The 20,726-nt window shown below is 48.5% G+C and carries 24 protein-coding genes; 13 read left to right on the top strand and 11 right to left on the bottom strand.

Going from position 1 to position 20,726, the window contains the following annotated elements; genetic code table 11:
* Positions 1-410: 410 nt before the first annotated feature.
* From RIF25_RS09365 to RIF25_RS09330, 8 genes are all read left to right on the top strand, one after another.
* On the top strand, positions 411-2,123 hold the full coding sequence (locus tag RIF25_RS09365; RefSeq protein ID WP_322878281.1) for an ATP-binding protein: 1,713 nt from the start codon (positions 411-413) through the stop codon (positions 2,121-2,123).
* 111 nt (positions 2,124-2,234) lie between these two features.
* Positions 2,235-2,525: a type II toxin-antitoxin system TacA family antitoxin gene (locus RIF25_RS09360; RefSeq protein WP_322878280.1), complete on the top strand. Its 291-nt coding sequence runs from the start codon at positions 2,235-2,237 to the stop codon at positions 2,523-2,525.
* Positions 2,522-3,022: a GNAT family N-acetyltransferase gene (locus tag RIF25_RS09355; RefSeq protein ID WP_322878279.1), complete on the top strand. Its 501-nt coding sequence runs from the start codon at positions 2,522-2,524 to the stop codon at positions 3,020-3,022. Before RIF25_RS09360 ends, RIF25_RS09355 begins: the two co-directional genes overlap by 4 nt.
* 355 nt (positions 3,023-3,377) lie before the next feature.
* Positions 3,378-4,637 (top strand): vWA domain-containing protein, encoded by a 1,260-nt coding sequence (locus RIF25_RS09350; RefSeq protein ID WP_322878278.1) that lies wholly within the window; start codon positions 3,378-3,380, stop codon positions 4,635-4,637.
* 10 nt (positions 4,638-4,647) lie between these two features.
* Complete coding sequence (locus tag RIF25_RS09345) at positions 4,648-4,920, top strand: glutaredoxin family protein (protein WP_322878277.1); 273 nt, start codon at positions 4,648-4,650, stop codon at positions 4,918-4,920.
* A 27-nt stretch (positions 4,921-4,947) separates the two neighbouring features.
* Positions 4,948-5,937 (top strand): J domain-containing protein, encoded by a 990-nt coding sequence (locus RIF25_RS09340; protein WP_322878276.1) that lies wholly within the window; start codon positions 4,948-4,950, stop codon positions 5,935-5,937.
* 67 nt (positions 5,938-6,004) lie between these two features.
* Positions 6,005-6,850 (top strand): Rpn family recombination-promoting nuclease/putative transposase, encoded by an 846-nt coding sequence (locus tag RIF25_RS09335; protein ID WP_322878275.1) that lies wholly within the window; start codon positions 6,005-6,007, stop codon positions 6,848-6,850.
* A 109-nt stretch (positions 6,851-6,959) separates the two neighbouring features.
* Complete coding sequence (locus RIF25_RS09330; RefSeq protein ID WP_322878274.1) at positions 6,960-7,229, top strand: hypothetical protein; 270 nt, start codon at positions 6,960-6,962, stop codon at positions 7,227-7,229.
* A gap of 21 nt (positions 7,230-7,250) precedes the next feature.
* On the opposite strand, the gene RIF25_RS09325 is transcribed toward RIF25_RS09330, so the two are convergent.
* A complete protein-coding gene (locus RIF25_RS09325) occupies positions 7,251-7,550 on the bottom strand; it encodes a 30S ribosomal protein PSRP-3 (RefSeq protein WP_322878273.1) in 300 nt (99 codons plus the stop codon).
* A gap of 121 nt (positions 7,551-7,671) precedes the next feature.
* Between RIF25_RS09325 and RIF25_RS09320 the strand changes: the two genes are divergently transcribed.
* Positions 7,672-8,451 carry a TIGR01548 family HAD-type hydrolase gene (locus RIF25_RS09320; RefSeq protein WP_322878272.1) on the top strand — a complete coding sequence of 260 codons (780 nt, stop codon included), beginning with the start codon at positions 7,672-7,674 and terminating at the stop codon, positions 8,449-8,451.
* Here the strand turns inward: RIF25_RS09320 and RIF25_RS09315 are convergent.
* Genes RIF25_RS09315 through RIF25_RS09305 form a run of 3 tightly spaced genes read right to left on the bottom strand, consistent with a single transcriptional unit; the run spans position 8,441 to position 11,654 of the window.
* Positions 8,441-10,360, bottom strand: coding sequence for an ABC-F family ATP-binding cassette domain-containing protein (locus RIF25_RS09315; RefSeq protein ID WP_322878271.1), 1,920 nt, complete (start codon positions 10,358-10,360; stop codon positions 8,441-8,443). The two genes, RIF25_RS09320 and RIF25_RS09315, sit on opposite strands and share 11 nt — an antisense overlap.
* Positions 10,361-10,366: 6 nt before the next feature.
* Complete coding sequence (thiS, locus tag RIF25_RS09310; protein WP_322878270.1) at positions 10,367-10,591, bottom strand: sulfur carrier protein ThiS; 225 nt, start codon at positions 10,589-10,591, stop codon at positions 10,367-10,369.
* Between the two features lie 4 nt (positions 10,592-10,595).
* Positions 10,596-11,654, bottom strand: a complete 1,059-nt coding sequence (locus tag RIF25_RS09305; protein ID WP_322878269.1) for a thiamine phosphate synthase — start codon at positions 11,652-11,654, stop codon at positions 10,596-10,598.
* Positions 11,655-11,794: 140 nt separating this feature from the next.
* Here RIF25_RS09305 and RIF25_RS09300 point away from each other — a divergent pair, with 140 nt between their 5' ends.
* On the top strand, positions 11,795-12,316 hold the full coding sequence (locus RIF25_RS09300; protein WP_322878268.1) for a hypothetical protein: 522 nt from the start codon (positions 11,795-11,797) through the stop codon (positions 12,314-12,316).
* Here the strand turns inward: RIF25_RS09300 and RIF25_RS09295 are convergent.
* Genes RIF25_RS09295 through RIF25_RS09275 form a run of 5 tightly spaced genes read right to left on the bottom strand, consistent with a single transcriptional unit; the run spans position 12,313 to position 16,261 of the window.
* Complete coding sequence (locus tag RIF25_RS09295; protein ID WP_322878267.1) at positions 12,313-13,734, bottom strand: protein adenylyltransferase SelO; 1,422 nt, start codon at positions 13,732-13,734, stop codon at positions 12,313-12,315. The genes RIF25_RS09300 and RIF25_RS09295 overlap by 4 nt on opposite strands.
* A 58-nt stretch (positions 13,735-13,792) precedes the next feature.
* A complete protein-coding gene (locus RIF25_RS09290; protein WP_322878266.1) occupies positions 13,793-14,350 on the bottom strand; it encodes a Uma2 family endonuclease in 558 nt (185 codons plus the stop codon).
* 2 nt (positions 14,351-14,352) lie between these two features.
* The gene (locus tag RIF25_RS09285) at positions 14,353-14,940 is read right to left on the bottom strand and encodes a Uma2 family endonuclease (RefSeq protein WP_322878265.1); all 588 of its coding nucleotides are present in this window, start codon (positions 14,938-14,940) and stop codon (positions 14,353-14,355) included.
* A 5-nt stretch (positions 14,941-14,945) separates the two neighbouring features.
* The gene (locus RIF25_RS09280; RefSeq protein ID WP_322878264.1) at positions 14,946-15,524 is read right to left on the bottom strand and encodes a Uma2 family endonuclease; all 579 of its coding nucleotides are present in this window, start codon (positions 15,522-15,524) and stop codon (positions 14,946-14,948) included.
* Positions 15,525-15,568: 44 nt separating this feature from the next.
* Positions 15,569-16,261, bottom strand: coding sequence for an N-acetylmannosamine-6-phosphate 2-epimerase (locus tag RIF25_RS09275; RefSeq protein ID WP_322878263.1), 693 nt, complete (start codon positions 16,259-16,261; stop codon positions 15,569-15,571).
* 317 nt (positions 16,262-16,578) lie between these two features.
* Between RIF25_RS09275 and ilvB the strand changes: the two genes are divergently transcribed.
* Complete coding sequence (ilvB, locus tag RIF25_RS09270) at positions 16,579-18,387, top strand: biosynthetic-type acetolactate synthase large subunit (protein WP_322878262.1); 1,809 nt, start codon at positions 16,579-16,581, stop codon at positions 18,385-18,387.
* Positions 18,388-18,413: 26 nt separating this feature from the next.
* Entirely contained in the window at positions 18,414-19,118 is a 705-nt protein-coding gene (locus RIF25_RS09265) for a hypothetical protein (protein ID WP_322878261.1), read from the top strand.
* A gap of 55 nt (positions 19,119-19,173) precedes the next feature.
* Here the strand turns inward: RIF25_RS09265 and RIF25_RS09260 are convergent, their stop codons facing one another.
* A complete protein-coding gene (locus RIF25_RS09260) occupies positions 19,174-19,563 on the bottom strand; it encodes a HEPN domain-containing protein (RefSeq protein ID WP_322878260.1) in 390 nt (129 codons plus the stop codon).
* Positions 19,547-19,891, bottom strand: a complete 345-nt coding sequence (locus RIF25_RS09255) for a nucleotidyltransferase domain-containing protein (RefSeq protein ID WP_322878259.1) — start codon at positions 19,889-19,891, stop codon at positions 19,547-19,549. The genes RIF25_RS09260 and RIF25_RS09255 overlap by 17 nt, the downstream gene beginning before the upstream one ends.
* 97 nt (positions 19,892-19,988) lie before the next feature.
* Here RIF25_RS09255 and RIF25_RS09250 point away from each other — a divergent pair, with 97 nt between their 5' ends.
* Positions 19,989-20,708, top strand: coding sequence for a diacylglycerol/polyprenol kinase family protein (locus RIF25_RS09250; RefSeq protein ID WP_322878258.1), 720 nt, complete (start codon positions 19,989-19,991; stop codon positions 20,706-20,708).
* The last annotated feature ends 18 nt before the right edge of the window (positions 20,709-20,726 follow it).

Below are 20,726 nucleotides of genomic sequence, written 5' to 3'. Positions count from 1 at the left end.
CAAAGTTTTTGTTTCATCCTAGGCTCAACAAGGGGGGATTCTTTACCAAGGCTTCTGATAATTAGTCATTCTCACAAATGAAGACGGATTACTATATTGGCTAATGCCGTCATCAGGGAACGTTGCTGAAAGGCAAAATGCCCGATTTTGACTCAGTTTGATTGATAAATTCCTAAAATGTAAAAGTGTTTTTAACCCTAATTTTAAAATATTGACTTGTTTCCTATAGTTACTTAGAATTGTTGTCGCTGCCTAAATCTAGAGTAATTATAGAGATCGGTTCAAAGCGCTTGGTCACTGGATTTCCTAACTGGAGTTCTATTAACCGCCAGTCTGATGTGAAACTCGCTATTGTCTGAATCTAGAAACTTATTTAAGATGAGAAATATCCCCTACCCTTGAGATTTAAAGTGAAGCCATATAATCCTCTAGGTTCTGTGATTCAGGGATGTTTGAGTCAAGGTTTAGAGATTCGCTTACATCCTGATATTTCTGTTGAGGAAATGCGAGTTGGTAAATTTCTTGTTATTCAGGGGCTTAAATCACGCTTTTTCTGTTTATTAACTGATGTTTCTCTAGGGACAACGAATCCCCGTATCCTGGCCAACCCACCTGCCCCAACCAATACCTTTTTGCAAGAAGTTTTAGCCGGGAGTAGCACCTATGGGATGATTAATTTGGCACCAATGCTGATGATTACCCAGGCCCGCCCAACGCCACCGCCATTACCCACAAGTCGCAACCATAAACGCCAAAAACAAGGGATGCCGCCCCAATCCAGTGCCGAAATAGAGTTGTTGCCCGTCAAAACAATTCCCAGTCATTTTAGTCAAGTTTATGAAGCCACCCCAGGGGATTTCCGGGCTGTTTTTGGTTGGGAAGATGACCCCCATCGGCGGAACTTTACCATTGGGCAACCGATTGATATGGATGTCCCGATTTGTTTGGATTTAGATCGGTTTATTGAGCGCAGTAACGGCATTTTTGGTAAATCAGGAACGGGTAAATCCTTTTTGACACGGTTGTTATTGGCCGGAATTATTCAGAAACAGGCCGCCGTGAATTTGATCTTTGATATGCACTCGGAATATGGCTGGGAGGCCACCTGCGAAGGCAAAGATTTACGAATGGTGAAGGGATTGCGACAATTGTTTCCTGCCCAAGTACAAATTTATACGTTGGATGTAGATTCCACAAAGCGGCGGGGAGTCAGGGATGCCCAAGAATTATTTATTGGCTTTGATCAAATTGAAGTTGAAGATTTGATGTTGGTGAAAAATGAACTGAATCTTTCCGATGCTAGTTTAGAAAATGCGATTATTTTACGGAATGAGTTTGGCCAGGCCTGGATTAATCGCTTACTAGTCATGACTAACTCAGAAATTCAGGAGTTTTGCGAAACCAAAATGGGCAGTAAGGCTTCAATCATGGCCCTGCAACGGAAGTTAACCCGCCTAGAAGGCCTGAAATATCTCCGCAATACCACCAGCCATAACTACATTGGGCAGATTTTAGCCGCTTTAGCCAATGGGAAACACGTCGTGATTGAATTTGGGTCTCAGGCCAATCTGCTCTCCTATATGCTGGCCACCAATATCATCTCCCGCCGCATCCACCAGGCCTATGTCCGTCAAGCGGAAACCTATCTTCAGTCCAAAAATCCCAGTGATCGCCCCCGCCCCCTGGTGATCACCATTGAAGAAGCCCATCGTTTCCTAGAGCCTGGCACTGTAAAGCAAACTATTTTTGGGATCATTGCCCGGGAAATGCGGAAATATTACGTCACGCTCTTGGTGGTGGATCAACGTCCCTCTGGGATTGACAGTGAAGTGATGTCTCAAATTGGGACGCGGATTACTGCCCTACTCAATGATGAAAAGGATATAGAGGCAATTTTCACGGGGGTATCCGGCGGGCAAAGTTTGCGGGCCGTCTTGGCTAAATTGGACTCGAAACAACAGGCTTTAGTCTTGGGTCATGCCGTACCGATGCCAGTGGTGATTCGGACGCGGCCCTATGATGTCCAGTTTTATCAAGAAATGGGAGACATGGCCTGGTCAGACTTATCAACTCCAGCACTCCTGCAACTGGCCGAAACCGCTAAATCCGATCTTGGTCTTTAGATAAATTCTTAAAAAAATATGATCACTTTATTGTAGAAGGCAGTGTGAGATGTGTCACGACATTGTCTGGCAGTTGTGTTAAGGTTATCTTACTTGAGAAAATCTACCATTATGGCACGAATCGCAACCCGTTCTGAAAAACTAGACTTGAGACTGACACCCAGTGCCAAGCAAAAACTTTATCGGGCCGCTGCTGCTGCAAATCGCTCTGTTAGTGAGTTTGTTCTAGAAAGTGCTTTAGCTCAGGCCGATGAGACTTTAGCGGATCGCAGTCATTTTGGTCTAAATGCTGAACAATGGACTGAGTTTATGGCAGTTCTGGATCGTCCACCCCAGCACCCCCCCCGCCTTAAACGCTTACTGAATGAACCCAGCATTTTTGAGCAGAACGCCTCGGCATGACCGTTTTCAAGATCGAAAAGCTAACCCGACACCACGCCGTAGATGAGTTTAACTGTGGGGAAGCAGCCCTGAATCGTTTTCTATCTCGGTTTGCCTTTCCGAATCAACAGGCCAGTGCTTCACAAACCTATGTTGGCCTGGCGGATACCCATATCATCGGATTTTATACCCTCGTCGTTAGTGAAGTTTCTTATGATGATGCACCAGAACGCTGTCAAAAAGGCCTGGCCCGCCATCCTGTTCCCCTAATGCTATTAGCACGATTAGCTGTTGACCAACAATGGCAAGGTAAAGGCGTTGGCTCGGGGTTGCTTAAGGATGCGATGTATCGTACGTTAAACGCTGCCGATATTGCAGGGATTCGGGCATTAGCGGCCCATGCCAAAAATGATATTGCCCGTAACTTCTATGAACATTTTGGCTTTACGCCATCCCCGACCGATCCACTACACTTATTCATTCTTCTCAAAGATATTCGAGCAATACTTAACTCTTAGGGAACGGATACCAAAACCTGCAAACTGAGCGGGACATCAAAACGGATGCAGTTGAGAGTTTGGCAAAATCACCCATCTCATCCTGCCTAGAATTTAAGGGAGTCAAGCCCAAAGAAAGAATCTGGTCAGTCAGAGTCGGGATCGGATGGCGAGCCTGAGGAATCATGAAACCAACAGAAGAAAAAATAGTTTGGTTTTGGGTGGGGTCACACTCGGAATAGGACAAGATTCTGGGGAGGAGATAGGCCCAATCACCAAAAATCACCCCGCCAACCCCTATGCTAGACTTTTTTCATTACCCAAGAACACTGGCTGCAGCTGAGTTTAACCCTTACCTGTAGAGTTTATAACCCCAATGATCATCCAACTCCAGGCCAGTTTGAGTGATGCGGCCCTTCCCGCTAACCAGGCCAGCCAACGCCAAATTTCCGTCTCCCTCTCGGCCCAGGCCAACCAAACCGGCCCCAATCCCCCCCTGAATGTCTGCCTCATTTTGGATCACAGTGGCTCCATGGCCGGGCAACCCCTAGAAACTGTTAAAAAAGCGGCCCAAAGTATTGTGGATCGGATGCGCCCCCAGGATCGCCTAGCCATTGTTATTTTTGATCACACGGCCAAAGTCCTCGTTCCCAACCAAACGGTCACCAATCCGGCCCAAATGAAAGCCAAAATTGCCTCAGTCACCGCCGCCGGAGGAACCGCCATAGATTTAGGGATGAAATTAGGCTTAGAGCAACTGGCAGAAGGAAAAAAAGATGCCATTTCCCAGGCCTTTGTCTTAACCGATGGCGAAAATGAACATGGCAGTAATGAAAAATGCCTCACCTATGCCCAATTGGCCACCAGCTATAACATCACCTTTAATGCTCTGGGGTTTGGCGAACATTGGAATCAATATACCCTCGAAAAAATTGCCGATGCTGGGGCTGGATTACTCAGTTACATTGAATATCCAGAACAGGCCATCTCTGTATTTCAAGCGTTGTTCAACCGGATCCAATCCATTGGCTTAACCAACGCCCATTTAGAGATCAACCTTGGGCCAGGGGTGAAATTAGCCGACCTGAAAGCTGCTGCCCAAGTTGCCCCAGAAACCATTGAATTGGATCAACAAATTAGCCGCCTCTCCCCCAGCCAGGCCAGTATTCGGATTGGGGATATTTTAGTCGCCAGCCCCCGCACCCTCTTGATCAATGTTTATCTAGACCCCTTACCCAGCGGAACTCACCCCATTGCGGAACTCCAGGTGAAATACGACGATCCAGCCCAAGGCCTGACGGGATTGCTCTCTGAGAAAATTCCCCTGATGATCAAAGCCGAAGCCACATACCAGCCCCAACCGGATTTAGAGGTTCAAAAGAGTATTCTCGCCTTGGGAAAATATCGTCAAACCCAAATGGCTGAGAAAAAACTGGCGGCGGGGGATAAGGCCGGGGCGGCAACTCTGCTCCAAACGGCGGCCAAAACGGCCCTGCAAATGGGGGATCAAAATGGGGCGACCGTCCTGCAAAGAACCGCTACCCAACTCCAGGCCGGGGAAGAACTCAGCCAGTCCGAGCGCAAGAAAACCCTCTTGGCCTCCAAAACTGTCCTCGGCGCGCCCCCCACTCCCTAACGGTGCTTCAATGGTGCATTTAATTCTCTACAGTAAGCCGGGATGTCATCTCTGTGCGGGCCTGGTGGAAAAATTAAATCAGATTCAAGACCTACTATTTGAGTTGGAAATTCGCGACATTACAACTCAGGATCGTTGGTTGAATGCCTATCAGTACGAGGTTCCTGTCCTCAAGCAGATGATTAATGGCCAAGAGATGCCAATTCCGCGCCCCTCACCCCGCCTATCTGTTAGCCAATTAGCCACTCATTTGCAAAAACATTTGATTGCGACTCCGGCATAAGCATTTATTCTGATTCAGTAGGTTGGCATGAATGATTATTACGAACTCTTGGGCCTATCGCCGCGAGCCTCAAAAGCTGACATTAAAGCTGCCTTTCTTCAACTGTGCAAAGAATATCACCCCGATAAACTCCCCCCCGGCACACCGGAAAAAGCCCGTCATTTAGTTGAGGAACATTTCAAAAAAATTAATGAGGCCTATCAAGTCCTTTCTGAACAAGAAACCCGCCCCACCTTTTCCCGCCCTACTGACCCGGCCTGGCAGACTCAAGACGAGCCAACTCCCAAAACCCCACCCTACTATCGAGATATTTTTAACCCCCAGAAAATGAATCGTGTTTCCGAACGCTTAGAGCAGGACTGCCAGGACATTGAACTCACCTATCAACGCCGCCTGAATGAAATTCACCAGACGATTAGCCGTCGCATAGGAGCCTTGGGGATTCAGCCAGGGGATCTGAAAGCCATGACTCGGCAGGGAAAAGCCTCTATTGTCATTTTTTATAGCCTTTTAAGTTTAGTTAGCTTGGCTGTTGTGCAGGGAATTCTGATTGTGATTCGCCAGGCCTGGATCAACCGTTTCCCAATCCTGTGGTTACTGCTCGCTTTGCTCTTTTTACTGGCCTTGGTGGGAATCTTTGCGTTTGGGTTTATGGCCGTCAAATCAGGCTTAATTCCAGTGGTATCCCAGGCCATCTTTAACCAGGCCCAACAGATTAACCAAGAGCTTAAAAACGCCACCACAAAAGCTAACCTAGATCGCCTAGAGGCCAAACAACTCTGGCAACGCAAACTCCGCCAACAGATTGACTTTTATAAAACGATTCCCATCTATAAACTCACGGCAGATTATGTTGCGACTCTCGATGCAGAACATCAGTTTTTGCTCCTCCAGGCCTTGCGGGAACGATCAGATTTTTGTCAACTTGATCACAGTCTCAGAGAAGTAGCTCAAATCACAATTTCTATGGGGATCATGAATATGCTGTTTGGCGCTACCACCGTTGTCAAATCCTAGTTCTCAAAATTCTAAATCCTGCAAAAAACTGTGCCTTGATAGTACAGTTCAAAATCTAAATGGTTCCATGAATCAAGACAATCTCTGCAAATCCCTGATCGAGAGTAATCCGAGACCCTTTATCACATGGCTGTTGGGAGAAGCAGTTGGAGATACTCTGATCAACATTCTCAAAACTGAACTCTCTGTTGAACCGATCCGCGCTGATTTTGTCAGTTTTTTACAAGTTGGCGAGCAAATTTTACACCTGGAATTCCAAACTCAAGCCGACCCAGAAATGCCCCTCAGAATGCTCGACTATTACACCCGCCTCTATCGCCAGTATCGCCTTCCCATTAGGCAAGTTGTCTTATTTCTCCGACCCACTACGTCCGCTAATGCTCAAATGGATTACTTTCAAACCGAAAACACAGTTCACCGTTATCGTGTAATTCGCCTCTGGGAAGTCAAAGCAACAGACCTGCTACCATTCCCAACCCTATGGCCCCTGGCAATTTTGGCCAACAGTCCTAATCCTGACGGCCTATTAACTGAAGTTGTTAGGCGATTAGAAACCCTTGAAGATCGAGAATTGCGTCTGAGCTTAACGGCTTACACCTATTTGTTGGGTGGGCTAAGGTTTAAGAAGGAGATGCTCAAACAACTACTACGGGAAGAAATCATGCGTGAATCTGTAACCTATCGTGAACTTGTCGAAACCAGTGAGCAGCGGGGCATTCAACGAGGCCGACAAGAAGGGGAAGTTTTGCTAACTCTGCGACAACTCAATCATAAATTTGGGCCATTATCAGAGGATATGAGCCAGCAAATTCGGAGTCTTTCCCTACCCCAGCTAGAGAACCTGGCCGAAGCTCTCTTAGACTTTCAAACCCCCACAGACTTGATGGCCTGGCTCCAGCAAATCTACCCTTAAAACGAGTCCATTGCGAACCCTTGCTCTCAGGTTATAATGCGTAAGGAACGATCAAACTTATTTGGTAGGCTAGATCTATTCCCAGCAAACAGCTTTTAGGCGTAACGTTATGGCCAGCCTTTTCGAGCAAGATTTCAAATATACAGCCCGAGCCAAGGCAATTTTCAAAGAACTCCAGGGTAACTTGCTGCCAATTTACTTGGAGTTAATCGAAGAGGGTTTTTCACCTCGAGAAATTACTGTTCTGGTCAATACGGCGGCGACCCAAACTGAAAATGAGGCGGTTCAAGAGTGGCAGGAAGTCAACTGTCATCCCCAGTCCTCCCCAAGCGCACCCTTGCCAACCCTCTGTGAAACCTTAAGAACTCCCCAAGCCTGAGTCTTTGATACTTTTCTAAAATTAGGCCGTACCGACAAAGCTGATATCAGGAAACTTACCTTGGGCCTCGGTAACGGGGCGATTGTTTCCTTCTTCTTGCCAATAGTTAATAATCTCTGTAGCCCGGTTGAGGATTTCAATCCGTTCAGCTTCTGTGATCCAAGATTTACCTTCGATTTCGGTTTTCAGTAATTCCCAGGCATCGGAGCGGGGCCAGAAGAAGTACGAGGTGAGCGGGCTGGTTCCTTTCCCCACAACTTGGTCAACGGCAATGGCCACATTCTTTTCTAACCACAACACTTTCAAAATGTACTTGGACAATTAAGCCTCCTAAAACAACCAGACTCAAAAAAGGACTATCCTTAATTATACTTCTGGCAGGGATGCCTCAGGCCTGGGGGTTCATTTCTGGCGAGGTTTTGTTCTGTGGTTGGCTTAATCTATGCCCGATGCTCCAATTGCGGTAATTTTTGACATTGACGGCGTAATCCGGGATGTGGCTAATTCCTATCGCCGCGCCCTTGCGGATACCGTTGAGCATTTTACCCAGGCCTATCGCCCTACCCCTGAAGACATTGATCAACTTAAGGCAGAGGGCGGTTGGAATAATGATTGGGAAGCCTCGCAGGAGTTAATTCGCCGCTATGGAGTAGCCCAGGCCCCCGATGTCCTCCCCCCCGATTTGAGCTTTGACACCATCAAGGCCTTTTTTCAAGCCAAATATCGCGGTGAAAACTTTAATGGCTATATCCAGGATGAACCCCTTCTGGTCAATTTAGAGTTTTTTCAGGAGTTAACTACATCTGGGATGCAGTGGGGCTTTTTTAGTGGGGCAACGCGAGGGTCTGCGGAATACATTTTAACTAGCCGCTTAGGTTTAATCTCCCCCTGCTTAATTGCCATGGAGGATGCACCGGGTAAACCCAATCCCAGCGGCTTATTCCAGGCCCTTGAGCAACTTAACTTCCCGCTACAGCCAAACTCGACGGTCATCTATGTTGGAGATACCGTTGTGGATATGCGGACTATTCAAGAGGCGCAAAGAAAATCCGTCCCCGGAACTTGGCTGGCAGTTGGCGTGATTCCGCCCCATGTTCAGGATCGTCAAGGCTATACCGAGATTTTACTTAAGGCGGGGGCCTGGCACGTTTTGGATCGGATCTTAGACCTCACCCCCCAACTCATTGACGGATTAATAACCAAAGTCCACCTTAGGAGCTAATCCGTTCAGCTAGGGCCAGCCAACGCTCTGTTGCCGCGTCAATGGATGCATTTAAGTCTGCTAACTGCTGGGAGAGTTTTTGCAGTTCCGTAAAGCCATCCGGTGGATTGAGATAGAGCTGTTTCTCCAGGTTCTCCTTGGCCAGTTCCATGGCGGGAATTTGGCTTTCTAAGGCGGCATATTCCTGTTTTTCCTTAAAGGATAATTTACGGGGCTTCTCCTGGTGGCGGGGTGTTGCAGGAGGGTTGACTGGCTTAGTGGCGGCCGGTTCTGGACTGATGGGCCTGGGGATTTCTCCAGCTTCTTTCTGTTTGTACTCCAAGTAAACGCTATAGTTACCGGGATATTGGCGCAAATGTCCCCCAGGCTCTAGGGCAAAAATTGTCTCCACCACCCGATCTAAGAAATAGCGATCATGGGAAACAACAATTACTGTTCCGTTAAAATCTTCGAGATAGTCTTCTAAAACAGCCAGGGTTTGCACATCTAAATCATTAGTGGGTTCATCTAAAATCAGCAGATTCGGCGCGCTGATCAGCACTTGTAAGAGAAACAGACGGCGTTTTTCTCCCCCAGATAAGAGGTGAATGGGAGCATATTGCTGGTTGGGGGGAAAGAGAAACCGCTCTAACATTTGCGAGGCGGTGATCACAGTTCCATCCGCTGTTGTGACTAATTCGGCTACCCCCTTGAGATAGTCAATGACGCGCTGATTGCCGTGGGCGGCCAGATCATCGGAATGTTGATCAAAATAGCCCATGGTAATGGTTGAGCCAATTTCAACGCTGCCGGAATCTGGTGTCACTCGCCCGGTGATTAAGTCCATGAGGGTTGATTTCCCCGCCCCATTGCTACCAATAATCCCAATCCGGTCTTCGGGGCCAAAGGTATGACTAAAGTTGTGGATCAGAGTACGGCCGTTGTAGCCCTTGCATAGGTTTTTAAGTTCAATCACCTTTTTGCCAATTCGCCGGCCGGCGGTGGTGATGTCAACTTTGCCGTGGGCAGATTTAAATTCTTGCTCCTGCATATCCCGAATTCGATCAATCCGAGCTTTTTGCTTGGTGCTGCGAGCTTTGGGGCCCCGCTTGAGCCATTCTAGTTCTCGCCGTAAAACCCCGCTATGTTTACGTTGGCTACTGGCCGCTGACTCTTCGGCTTCAGCTTTTTTATCCAGATAGTAGGCATAGTTCCCGGCATAGGCAAAAAGCTCGCCCCGATCAATTTCGACAATCCGTTGCGTAACCCGATCTAAGAAATAGCGATCATGGGTGATTAATAAAATAGCTCCCCGAAACCGACTTAAGTAGGCCTGGAGCCATTCCACCGAGAGGGCATCCAAGTGGTTAGTTGGTTCATCCATCAACAGCACATCTGGGGTCGAGATCAGGGCTGCGGCCAAGGCAATTCGCTTTCGATAGCCGCCGGAGAGATCCCCAATTTGGGCTTCTAAATCGGTAATATCCAATTTGCTGAGAATAATCTTGGCTTGAGTTTCCAAATCCCAGGCCCCGAGGGCATCCATTTGTTCTGAGACCTGAGACAAGCGAGCCATTAATAAATCACTATTGGCCTGGGGGTGAGCCAGTTGGGTAGAGAGAGCTTCATATTCCCTCACCAAAGCCATCTGGGGGCCACTGTCAGCAAACACCTGTTCGAGAACCGTAAGCTCTGGGTTTAGATCGGGTTGCTGCGGCAAGTAAACAATTTTGGCACTGGAGTTCACCCAAACGTCCCCACTGTCATAGGGTTCCAGGCCAGCGATAATTTTTAGGAAGGTAGATTTACCGGAACCATTGATCCCAATTAGCCCGACTTTATCCCCTTCGTTCAGGGTGAAATTGGCATCTCGGAGAATTTCCTTAATCCCAAAGTCTTTGGAGAGTGACCGCAGTGTTAATAAGGCCATGGAACCTTAACCGCCCCCAACGATGGTGACAATTTCTAAGCGATCTCCATCTTGAACCATTTGCCCAGGCCAGAACTGACGATGGAGAATTTCGCCGTTATATTCAATGGCAATCAGGCGGGGATTGAGATGCCGACTTTCGAGTAACTCTAATAGCTGGAGAGATGTTGGCAAGGGGAGGGTTTCGCCATTTAAATGAATCATGATGTGTTCGGTTGTGGTAGTGGTCATGGGTTTACCTGTGCAAGGAATGGGTTGAATTGGGATGGGGGCAGAGGGTCTGGAGCAGTTTTTGGGTAGTGGCTTGGGGATCGGCGGCGGCCATGATGGCTCGGACAACCGCGACTTGTTTCGCTCCAGCCTGGACGACTTGCCCAATATTAGTTTCATCAATACCCCCAATCGCAAACCAAGGCAGCGGGGCCTGGGCCTGGGCATAGTGAATATAGTCAAATCCCACGGCGGCTTTGCCGGGTTTGGTAGGAGTGGTATAAATTGGCCCGACCCCGATATAGTCTGCTCCCTCCGCAATGGCCCGTTCCATTTCCTGGGGGTTTGTGGTGGAGCGACCGACAATCTTATCGGGGCCTAAGATTCGCCGCGCTAACTTGATCGGAATATCTTGCTGGCCTAAATGGACACCATCGGCATCTACCCCTAGGGCTAAATCAACGCGGTCATTCAGGATAAATAGGGCATTGTACTGCTGACAGAGGGTTTTCAGGGCCTGGGCCAGGTGCAGGCGAGTTTGGTCATCACTGGTTTTATCTCGATATTGGACAAGTTGTAGGCCCCCTTCTAACGCGGCTTTGACAATCGTGATCAGGTTCTCATGGGGGGAGGTAACTAGATATAAGGGGGTCTGTTTGAGTTTATCTAGCTTGGCCTGGGGTAGGAGTTGGCTTTCGAGGATATACACCTGATAGCGGCTCTCTTTGGCGACTTGGGCCAGGCCTGGGTCGGCTAACTTGCCATATTCTTCCAGAACCCGCAAAGACTCCTGAATCCGGCTGAGGTTGACCTGTAAAACATCGCGAAGATCGCTGCGTTCAGTTTCTTGGCTGTGGGTTAAGGTTGTCCCCGGATCCGTGGCGGTGTTCCGGGCCTGGCGATAGTGGGGGAGATGGCGCGCGCCGAGGGTTTGTCGGAGTTCTTTGCAGGTTTGGGTGAGACCTTGATCTTCGCGGCCAAAGCGACACCATTCTTCAATCACCCGTAATCCTTCTCTGGCTCGGTCAAGGTTCGCATCTAAAATTCGCCACAGGGCTGATTCTGGCATCGCTAAATTTTGCATAGGGTCGGCAACCACACCAAAAACTACTAACGTCCCGCTTCTATTATCGCCTTTGGGTTTATCGCCCCAGGCCTGGGGAACTCACCTTTGCAGTCAACTCGTCAAACTTTGCCAACCTTGATTATCCTGAATTGATGCTTATGAATCGGATCAACTCCCGCACAAAACTAATTATCACGGTCGTTGTTATTCTGGTTGCCACAGGGATTGTGATCCAGACGGCCCAGGCCAACCCCTTAAATCGCCCGGACGCTGTGACTATTCTTGTGCCGCCGCCGGAATCTCCCGCCTTGACAACGCCAGCCAACCGCTTTCCTCCCCCGGCCCCGCCCCCGATCCCCAGCAGTGAAGGGGTTTTACCCGTGCCGCGGGCCACTATTCCAATGGGCTATGTGGGGGAATCTACCCAGGCCAACCGCTTACCTCCTCCACCCGGCAGTACGGTGACTGTTGTTGCCGCTGGCCCCCGTTATCGAGTCGTGGTCTTGTCTAATTTAGGTGAACCGCAATTGCAAACCCTGGCCCCTGGAGCCTTTTTTAGTCGTTATCAAGGGCAATCTGCAATGCAAGTGGGCAGTTTTCAGGAGCGTCACCGGGCTGAGGATTTTGTCCAAGTCCTGGCTAATAATGGCTTCCAGGCCGCGATTGAAGTCCTCCCTTAAGCTTGGATAGCCAAAATCAGTTGATTAAAGGGCCCCCAGTCATCCTGCTCTGTAATCGCCTCCCAGATCTGCTCAATGGTTGGTCGGGTCATGATGACGAGAGAATTATAGGTTTTCAGGTTGGTCTGGATGTTGGCTAATTCTGATTCAGGGAGTTGGTTGAGGGCCTGGAAATAAGCCATTTGCCAACTGTCAACCTGCTCGGGTTTGAGGGGGGTAAGAAGGTCTGAACCTGCCAAAATATGCCCGGCATCTACGCGCCATAAGGGATTAAATTGTTTGCGGAGTTCAACAAAAAATTCACTATAACCAACTTGGCTGGTGGCTAAAAATTCCCCCGTGGCCTGGACGAGCTTTGTTGCCGCTGGAAGTCCTAATTGGGGTAATCCCAGCCGTTGAATCATCGCTTCAATGTAAGCCGTTTGAAACAGGGGGGCAAATTTTTCTAGGTGTTCGGCCATGGCCTTAGCATCTATGACGGCGGCGAGAGGCCGTTGTAACATTTCTAAGTTCCAGACACAAATGCCGGGTTGATTGCCATAGCTATAGCGTCCGTAGTGATCAAAATAGGCCGCGGTAAAGTTCGTATCATAGGTGGGAATAAAGGCAAAAGGGCCATAATCAAAACTCTCCCCCGTGATGGACATATTATCCGTATTCAACACCGCATGACAAAATCCCGCTGCCATCCATTGCGCCACTAATTTTGCGGTTTTGGTCACCAGTTCTTGATAGAAATCTAAATAGGGATTCTCTCGGTGTAATAAGTGGGGATAGTAATACTCTAAAACGTGATCAAGGAGGGGGGGAATTAAATCTGGGCGTTGGAGGGCATGGAGACGTTCAAAGGTGCCAAAACGAATATGGGAGCGACTAAACCGGACTAAGACGGCTGAGCGTGTTGGAGAGGGTTCATCGCCGCGCCAGAGTTGTTCCCCGGTTTCAATTAAACTCAAGGCCCGAGAGGTTCTCACCCCTAAGCGAGCCAACATTTCTGAGGCTAAAACTTCCCGCACCCCGCCTTTGAGGGTTAAGCGGCCATCCCCGCCCCGTGAATAGGGAGTTGTGCCAGAGCCTTTAGTGCCGAAGTCGTAAAGTTCCCCATCCTGGCCCCGCACCTGTCCATATAAAAAACCACGCCCATCACCTAAACGGGGATTATATTCACCAAACTGATACCCGTGATAGCGCATGGCCAGGAGGGGTTCGCGGTCTTGAAACTTGCCAAAGGCGGCAATAAAATCTTCATCCGTAACCCGATCGGGATCCAGGCCAAGAATCCCTAAGATCTGATTATTCCGAAAGCGCAACAGATGTTGAGGAAATTCGGCCGCCGCCACCGGATCCGAGTAAAGATCACCGAGGGATTGAAATGCGGGAAGATAGTCCAGGCCAAGGAACGGGTTAATTCGGTTCATTGATTTAGATTCACAATGTAAAACTTAAACTGACTCAGGAGACTCAAACTCAATATCCTCACAAATAGCCGCGATTTTGATCTGAATACCCAACACATCTGGAGATAGAGTTCAGATCAGACGCGTTATAAACGGTTAACAACCATTGAGACTGAGATGGTTTGGTACAGTGATCAATCTGAATTTGATATTTATCCATGAGAAGATAGTCTTGCAAACGACCCATAGTGCCATAGGCAGGAAATTTTTCTCCATAGTCATAATTACGAGTTGATTTAGATCGCACTTCAGCGATTAACCATGGATTTATGACAGTATCAATCCGATCCGATTTAAGTTTAATGGGTTGGTGTGTCACGATTAGATCGGGATACGTATATATGTTCTTTGCGGAAATCCACAGTCGTTGATTGACAGGGAAGATTTTATAGGGCTGAGAACGTAAAGCTAGCTTGAGCAGAAATAGAAAATTTCCAGATATGCTCTTGTGGTTAGGGGTTCCGCTGGGCATGAGCCTGATTTCTCTGTCACTATATTCATATCGCTCTCGGGCAGTTTCTGCAAATGCTAAATACTCTTGAGAGCGATAACTTTGATTTAAGGTAGTTGCAGACATCATCATTTTTCAGGAATTAAGTCAGTTTTTTGATACAGATCAGCTAATTGGATCGTGACATTGGCAAACGTTAAGGTTAGAGTTGCGTCTAATCCACTGAGAATTATTTCCTGCCATTGACCATCCGGTTGTTTGATAAATTGCCAGACTTCAACCTGATATTGATCAATCAATAGATATTCTTGCAGTGTAGGAATCGCTTTGTAAATCGCAAATTTTTCACCCCGATCATAGGCCTGGGTTGACTTTGATAAGACTTCCGCAATTAACACTGGATTGATCACCACATCGTCTCGGCCAGGCTGAGTTTCGGAGGGCTGAGGAACAATCGTTAAATCAGGATAGGTATAAGCGTTTCGCTGCGGAATCCAGAGGCGCATATCACCGTTGTAAACTTCATAGGGCTGAGAGTCAATGGCTAAGGTTAACAGAACACAAAGCCAAATCCCCAGTTTGCAATGATTGCGGGTTCCCCCAGGCATGAGTCTGATTTCTCCGTCAATATATTCATGTCGCTCTCGGGCAGTCTCTTCAAGTGCCAAATATGCTTCGGGACTGTAGCGTTGGGTGAGGGGGCTGATAGAGATCATGAGGGTTAAGGGATTAAGTCAGTTTTTTGATACAGATCAGCTAATTGGATCGTGACATTGGCAAACGTTAAGGTTAGAGTTGCGTCTAATCCACTGAGAATTATTTCCTGCCATTGACCATCCGGTTGTTTGATAAATTGCCAGACTTCAACCTGATATTGATCAATCAATAGATATTCTTGCAGTGTAGGAATCGCTTTGTAAATCGCAAATTTTTCACCCCGATCATAGGCCTGGGTTGACTTTGATAAGACTTCCGCAATTAACACTGGATTGATCACCACATCGTCTCGGCCAGGCTGAGTTTGGGAGGGATAAAGCGTCATGGTTAAGTCAGGGTAGGTATAAACGTTTCTGGCTGGAATCCAGATCCGCATATCACTGGGATAAATCTCATAGGGTTGAGAATCAAGGGCTAAGGTCAAGAGAAAAAAAAGCCTTCCACCCAGTTTGGCGTGGTTTCGTCTTCCGCCGGGCATGAGCCTGATTTCTCCGTCAATATATTCATGTCGCTCTCGGGCAGTTTCTTCAAATGCCAGATATTCTTCAGGGCTGTAGAGTTGGGGGGCAGTGGCCTGGGACATGATCCATCCCGAATCGGAGCAATTAGCTTAATTATGACGGACGCTTAAGGGTTACGGATCCCTCGCAGATAGGCTTGAACCTTCAGGTCAATTCCGGTAATGTCTGTTCCTACAACAACACAGTCGGCTCCTAACTCTAAGGCTTGGCGGGCCATGGCTGGTGAACTGATCCCCCCTTCACAAATCACAGGAATTGCCATCGTGGTCACTAATCGCTGTAATAAATCCCAGGCCGGGGGTGTTTCATGGGCTGTTAATTCCGTATAGCCAAATAAGGTTGTCCCCACACAGTCCACACCCAACTGGGCGGCGGCAGCGGCGGCTTCTAAGGAGTCAATATCGGCCATCACTGGTTTACGGAGAACAGTCCGAATTTGGGTAATTAACCCGGCTAAATCTTCTGGACGCTGGCGGCTAGTTGCATCAATGGCAATCACATCGGCTCCAGCTAAGGCCACCGCTTCGGCTTGATCAAATCGGGGGGTAATATAAACCGGATAGGCGGGACTAACTTGTTTCCACAGGCCAATGATCGGGACTGAAACCACTTTCCGGACAGCGGCCACATGGGCAGGACTATCAATCCGCACTCCAACGGCCCCCTGAATCACCGCAGCTTTCGCCATCGCGGCAATCACCATTGGATCATGCAAGGGAGAATCACTGGGGGCCTGGCAGGAGACCACAAGATCACCCGCTAAAGACTCCAGGCCTGGGGGAAACAATTTATCCGTCATAAACTACCTGAATAACAGCACCATTTAACAATCAATACTGGGCTTAACAATACTCTATAGTTCTGATGCAAAAATCATCGGGCATGATCCGCTGCAAATCATGGCCAGCTATGGTATGAATTAACATTTTGCCGCCATCAGAACCCCCAATTTATCTTGGTTTAGGAGTACTTGTAACAAAATATTAAGTATCTGCCCATGTCTGCGGCAGCTATCTCGACACACTCCAAGGAACCCAATTACAATTAATAAAATTAGCTTTAGTTTTTCTCAAAAATTACCTAGCTTTCTTTAGTGCTTGTCTGTGAGGTTGGCCTGTGCGTGCAACTGGTGCATTTATTCTCCTCGATAGCCTTTGTCGTCATGGGGTCGAGTGTATATTTGGCTATCCAGGTGGGGCGATTCTCCCAATTTATGATGAGCTATACCGTGCTGAGGCCCGCGGAGATATTCGCCACATTTTAGTCCGCCATGAACAGGGGGCCGCCCACGCTGCTGATGGTTATGCACGGGCCACCGGGAAGGTTGGGGTATGTTTTGGGACATCGGGGCCGGGGGCAACAAACCTTGTCACTGGCATTGCCACAGCCCATATGGACTCGATTCCGATGGTGGTAATTACCGGCCAAGTTCCCCGTCATGCCATTGGCACAGATGCGTTTCAAGAAACGGACATTTACGGGATTACACTGCCGATTGTTAAACATTCCTATGTGGTGCGCCAGGCCGCGGACATGGCCCGGATCATTGCCGAAGCCTTTTATATTGCCAGTACTGGTCGCCCCGGCCCCGTCTTAGTGGATATTCCCAAGGATGTTGGCCTGGAGGAATGTCCCTATAAACCCATTGCCCCCGGGACTGTCAAACTGCCTGGCTATAAACCCACCGTCAAAGGAAACGCCCGCCAAGTCTCCCAGGCCCTGAAGTTAATCCGCCACAGCCATCGCCCTCTGTTATATGTGGGTGGGGGAGCCATTGCCGCCGGGGCCCATACGGAAATTAAACATCTGGCCGAGCAGTTCCATATTCCCGTCACCACCACCCTAATGGGGAAAGGCGCGTTTGATGAAACCCATGAATTAGCCCTGGGAATGCTGGGGATGCACGGAACCGCCTATGCCAACTTTGCCGTGAGTGAATGTGATCTCTTGATTGCAGTGGGAGCCAGGTTTGATGATCGGGTGACGGGGAAACTTGATGAATTTGCGGCCCGGGCCAAAGTGATTCACATTGACATTGATCCGGCAGAAGTGGGTAAAAATCGCGCTCCTGATGTGCCGATTGTTGGCGATGTCCGGGCTGTCTTAACGGAATTACTCACCCTGATTCGGGACAGTGAACCACCCACCCCCAGCAAAACCCAGGCCTGGTTAGAGCGAATTCGCCATTGGCAAGCGGACTATCCCTTAGTGATTCCCCATCCAGAGGGTAAGCTCTCGCCCCAAGAGGTGATTCATCAACTGGGAGTCCAGGCCCCGGATGCCTTTTTTACCACCGATGTGGGGCAGCATCAAATGTGGGCGGCGCAATTCCTGAAAAACGGGCCAAGGCAATGGATCTCTAGTGCAGGCCTGGGGACAATGGGCTATGGCTTACCAGCAGCGATGGGAGCGAAAATGGCCGTCGGGCAGCAACAGGTGATTTGCATTAGTGGTGATGCCAGTTTCCAGATGAACTTCCAAGAATTGGCCACCCTGGCCCAGTACGGCATTGCGGTGAAAACCGTCATTATTAACAATTTCTGGCAGGGCATGGTGCGTCAGTGGCAAGAGGCTTTTTACGCAGAACGCTATTCCCACTCCAATATGGAACCCGGAATGCCGGACTTTGTGAAGTTAGCTGAGGCTTTTGGGGTACGGGGGCTGCGAATTGACCATCGGGATGAATTAGAATCTGCCATTGCCGAGATGCTAGCCTACGATGGCCCGGTACTCATTGATGCCCATGTGGTGCGAAATGAAAACTGCTATCCAATGGTGGCTCCTGGGAAGAGTAATGCCCAAATGATTGGCCTGCCGGAAAAACGCACCCTGGAAAAAGCTGCGGAGTTAATTTACTGTCCAAGTTGTGGAGCTAAAACCATCTCGACCCATCACTTTTGTCCAGAGTGTGGCAGTAAACTCTAATTCCAACATCTGGAAGACTCATTTCAATGTTTAGGACAGTCCCTAACCTCTCCGTAGCTATTTCTCTGTTTCTGGGGACTGGGCTGACAGGTTGTTTTGGATTTTTTGATGCCAATTCTAAAGCCCTAGCTCCCTACGCGACTAAAACTCTGATTCCAGGCCAAGGCTTGGGGAATTTAGAATTGGGAAAAACAACATTGGCTGGGTTTGTCAATCAAATCGGCGCGGGTCAAGTGACTCTAATCTATGGGGATGAGCAAGGCATTGAACTTAACTTTCAAGGTAGCCAGGCCGCGTTTTTATTCATTGTTACCAGAGCCTGTCAAGACCAAGCCGGTGTCCTTAGAACCCACTCAGAGATTTATCAAAACCTCAAAGCTTTTTTAGCAAAATACCCGGCCTGTGGTGAATTAAAGTTGTCCAGCCTTTCTGTAGCTGAGCCTTTTTTCCGGGGCCAAACCAATCGTGGAGTCAAATTGGGCGACCCCCTAGCCACCGCCAATGGACAAGGTGAACCCCTCAACCGCCCAGGCCAGTTTGTTGCCGGAGCCGATGACTCAAACTTTCGAGAGTTTCGCGGGGGGATTTATATTCACTATCCCAATACCGGCCCGACCCCAGAGGAACTATTTAGGGGACAGCCCTTATCAGCCCAGCGACTGGAGGAAATTCAAAACCAAGCACAAGACCCTAAGATTAGCCGCATAACGATTTTTATTCCTAATGACTAGGATTAACCTCATAATTACGTTCAAGAAGAATACACTGCCTATTCCAGATCGTCATTTAGGGTAGATCAATCACCCGCAGGACAGCATCTCGAATCTGCTTTGTTATGGCTAACGCTGAAGCGGCCTCGCTTTGTTCAGGGAAAAAATCTAAGTCATAGCGAACTTCTACTGCAAAGGGCATTAACTCAGCAAGAAGTTGCTTATCAACGACCCACACTGATGCAAGAGACCCACACAGGCGATTTAGCTCTAAAAGGTCATGACTGCGGGGAATTGCGATACCTTGTAATGACAGGAACCCTTTGAGATATTTTTCAGCAGCTTGGTGAGCATGAAAGCAGACAGTATCATAGGGGCCAGACGTTCCCAAAATCACTTCCGCAGCCGTTAAGTCGCTGTCTGCCTTGCGAAACCAACCAAGAGCCAGATCATTTCGGTCTTTCATAGAGAACTTTTCCCTGCTCTAACACCGTGGTAATGAAAGCATTGGGTACGGCTGACCAGGCCTCAATTTCGGCCATCGTCCATACCGTAATATCCTTTTTCGGAAATAAACCTGTTGTGGCTTGGTAATAGCGGGATGCCCGTTGATGGCGAGGTAATTCTGACTCCTCCACAATCAATATATCGAGGTCACTGTCCGGTCTGGCATTGCCTTGAGCATAGGAGCCGAATAAGATAATCTGCAACGGTGTCCCCACGCTGATAATTTTCTGAATGATTTGATTGAGTAATTCGTCAGTAACCCGTGGATAATCAAATTGGGGTGTCACGACTTGTATCCCTAAACTTATGGATTGAGGGGTTTCCAGTGCTTGATCTTAGGACAACTATAGCAAGTAGCAAACGATGATGGATTCTGTTTGAATTATGCCTGAGTTATCCCCCAATCAAATTTTCACCCTGATTCAAACCCATAGTTTAGGTGTGGGGATTGTGATAGCTTGGCTTGGTATTGTTTTACTCACAGCAGAATTGACCTATCGTTGGACAACTTGGGGAGCCGAAGTTTCTCGCAAAATTGTTCACATTGGCACGGGTAATATTATTCTCCTGGCCTGGTGGTTTCAGATTCCCGCTATTTTGGGGATTATTGCCTCCATTTTCTTTAGTGGGTTAACGCTGCTTTCTTACCGCTATCCAGTTTTACCCAGTATCAGTGGCATTGGCCGCCAAAGTTGGGGCACATTTTTCTATGCCGTTAGTATTGGCGTTTTACTGGCTTGGTTTTGGCCGACTGCCCCTGCTTATCCAGCCCTAGGGATTTTAACCATGGCCTATGGAGATGGTTTGGCCGCGATGATTGGTCAGCGTTGGGGGCGGCATCCCTATCAAGTTGGCGGGATCAAAAAAAGCTGGGAAGGTTCCTTGACGATGGCCCTGGTGACTATGGTGATTGCTGGCCTGGTTTTGGGGTTACAGGGAAATCTGGGAGGGGTATCTGTAATATTCATTGCCCTTGTCTTGGGGGTGTTTGCAACGGGCCTGGAGACATTTTCCCGTTGGGGGATTGATAATTTGACGGTTCCCTTAGGGACTGCTGGCCTGGCCTGGGGCTTGAGCCAATTACTGGTGCATCAGACTTTTTAGGGCCCTCCTGAGCCTCCA

The sequence above is a fragment of the Pseudocalidococcus azoricus BACA0444 genome (assembly GCF_031729055.1).
Classification (GTDB): domain Bacteria; phylum Cyanobacteriota; class Cyanobacteriia; order Thermosynechococcales; family Thermosynechococcaceae; genus Pseudocalidococcus; species Pseudocalidococcus azoricus.
The sequence above is the reverse complement of the archived record's forward strand: the minus strand, read 5'-3'. Positions and strand labels throughout refer to the sequence as shown.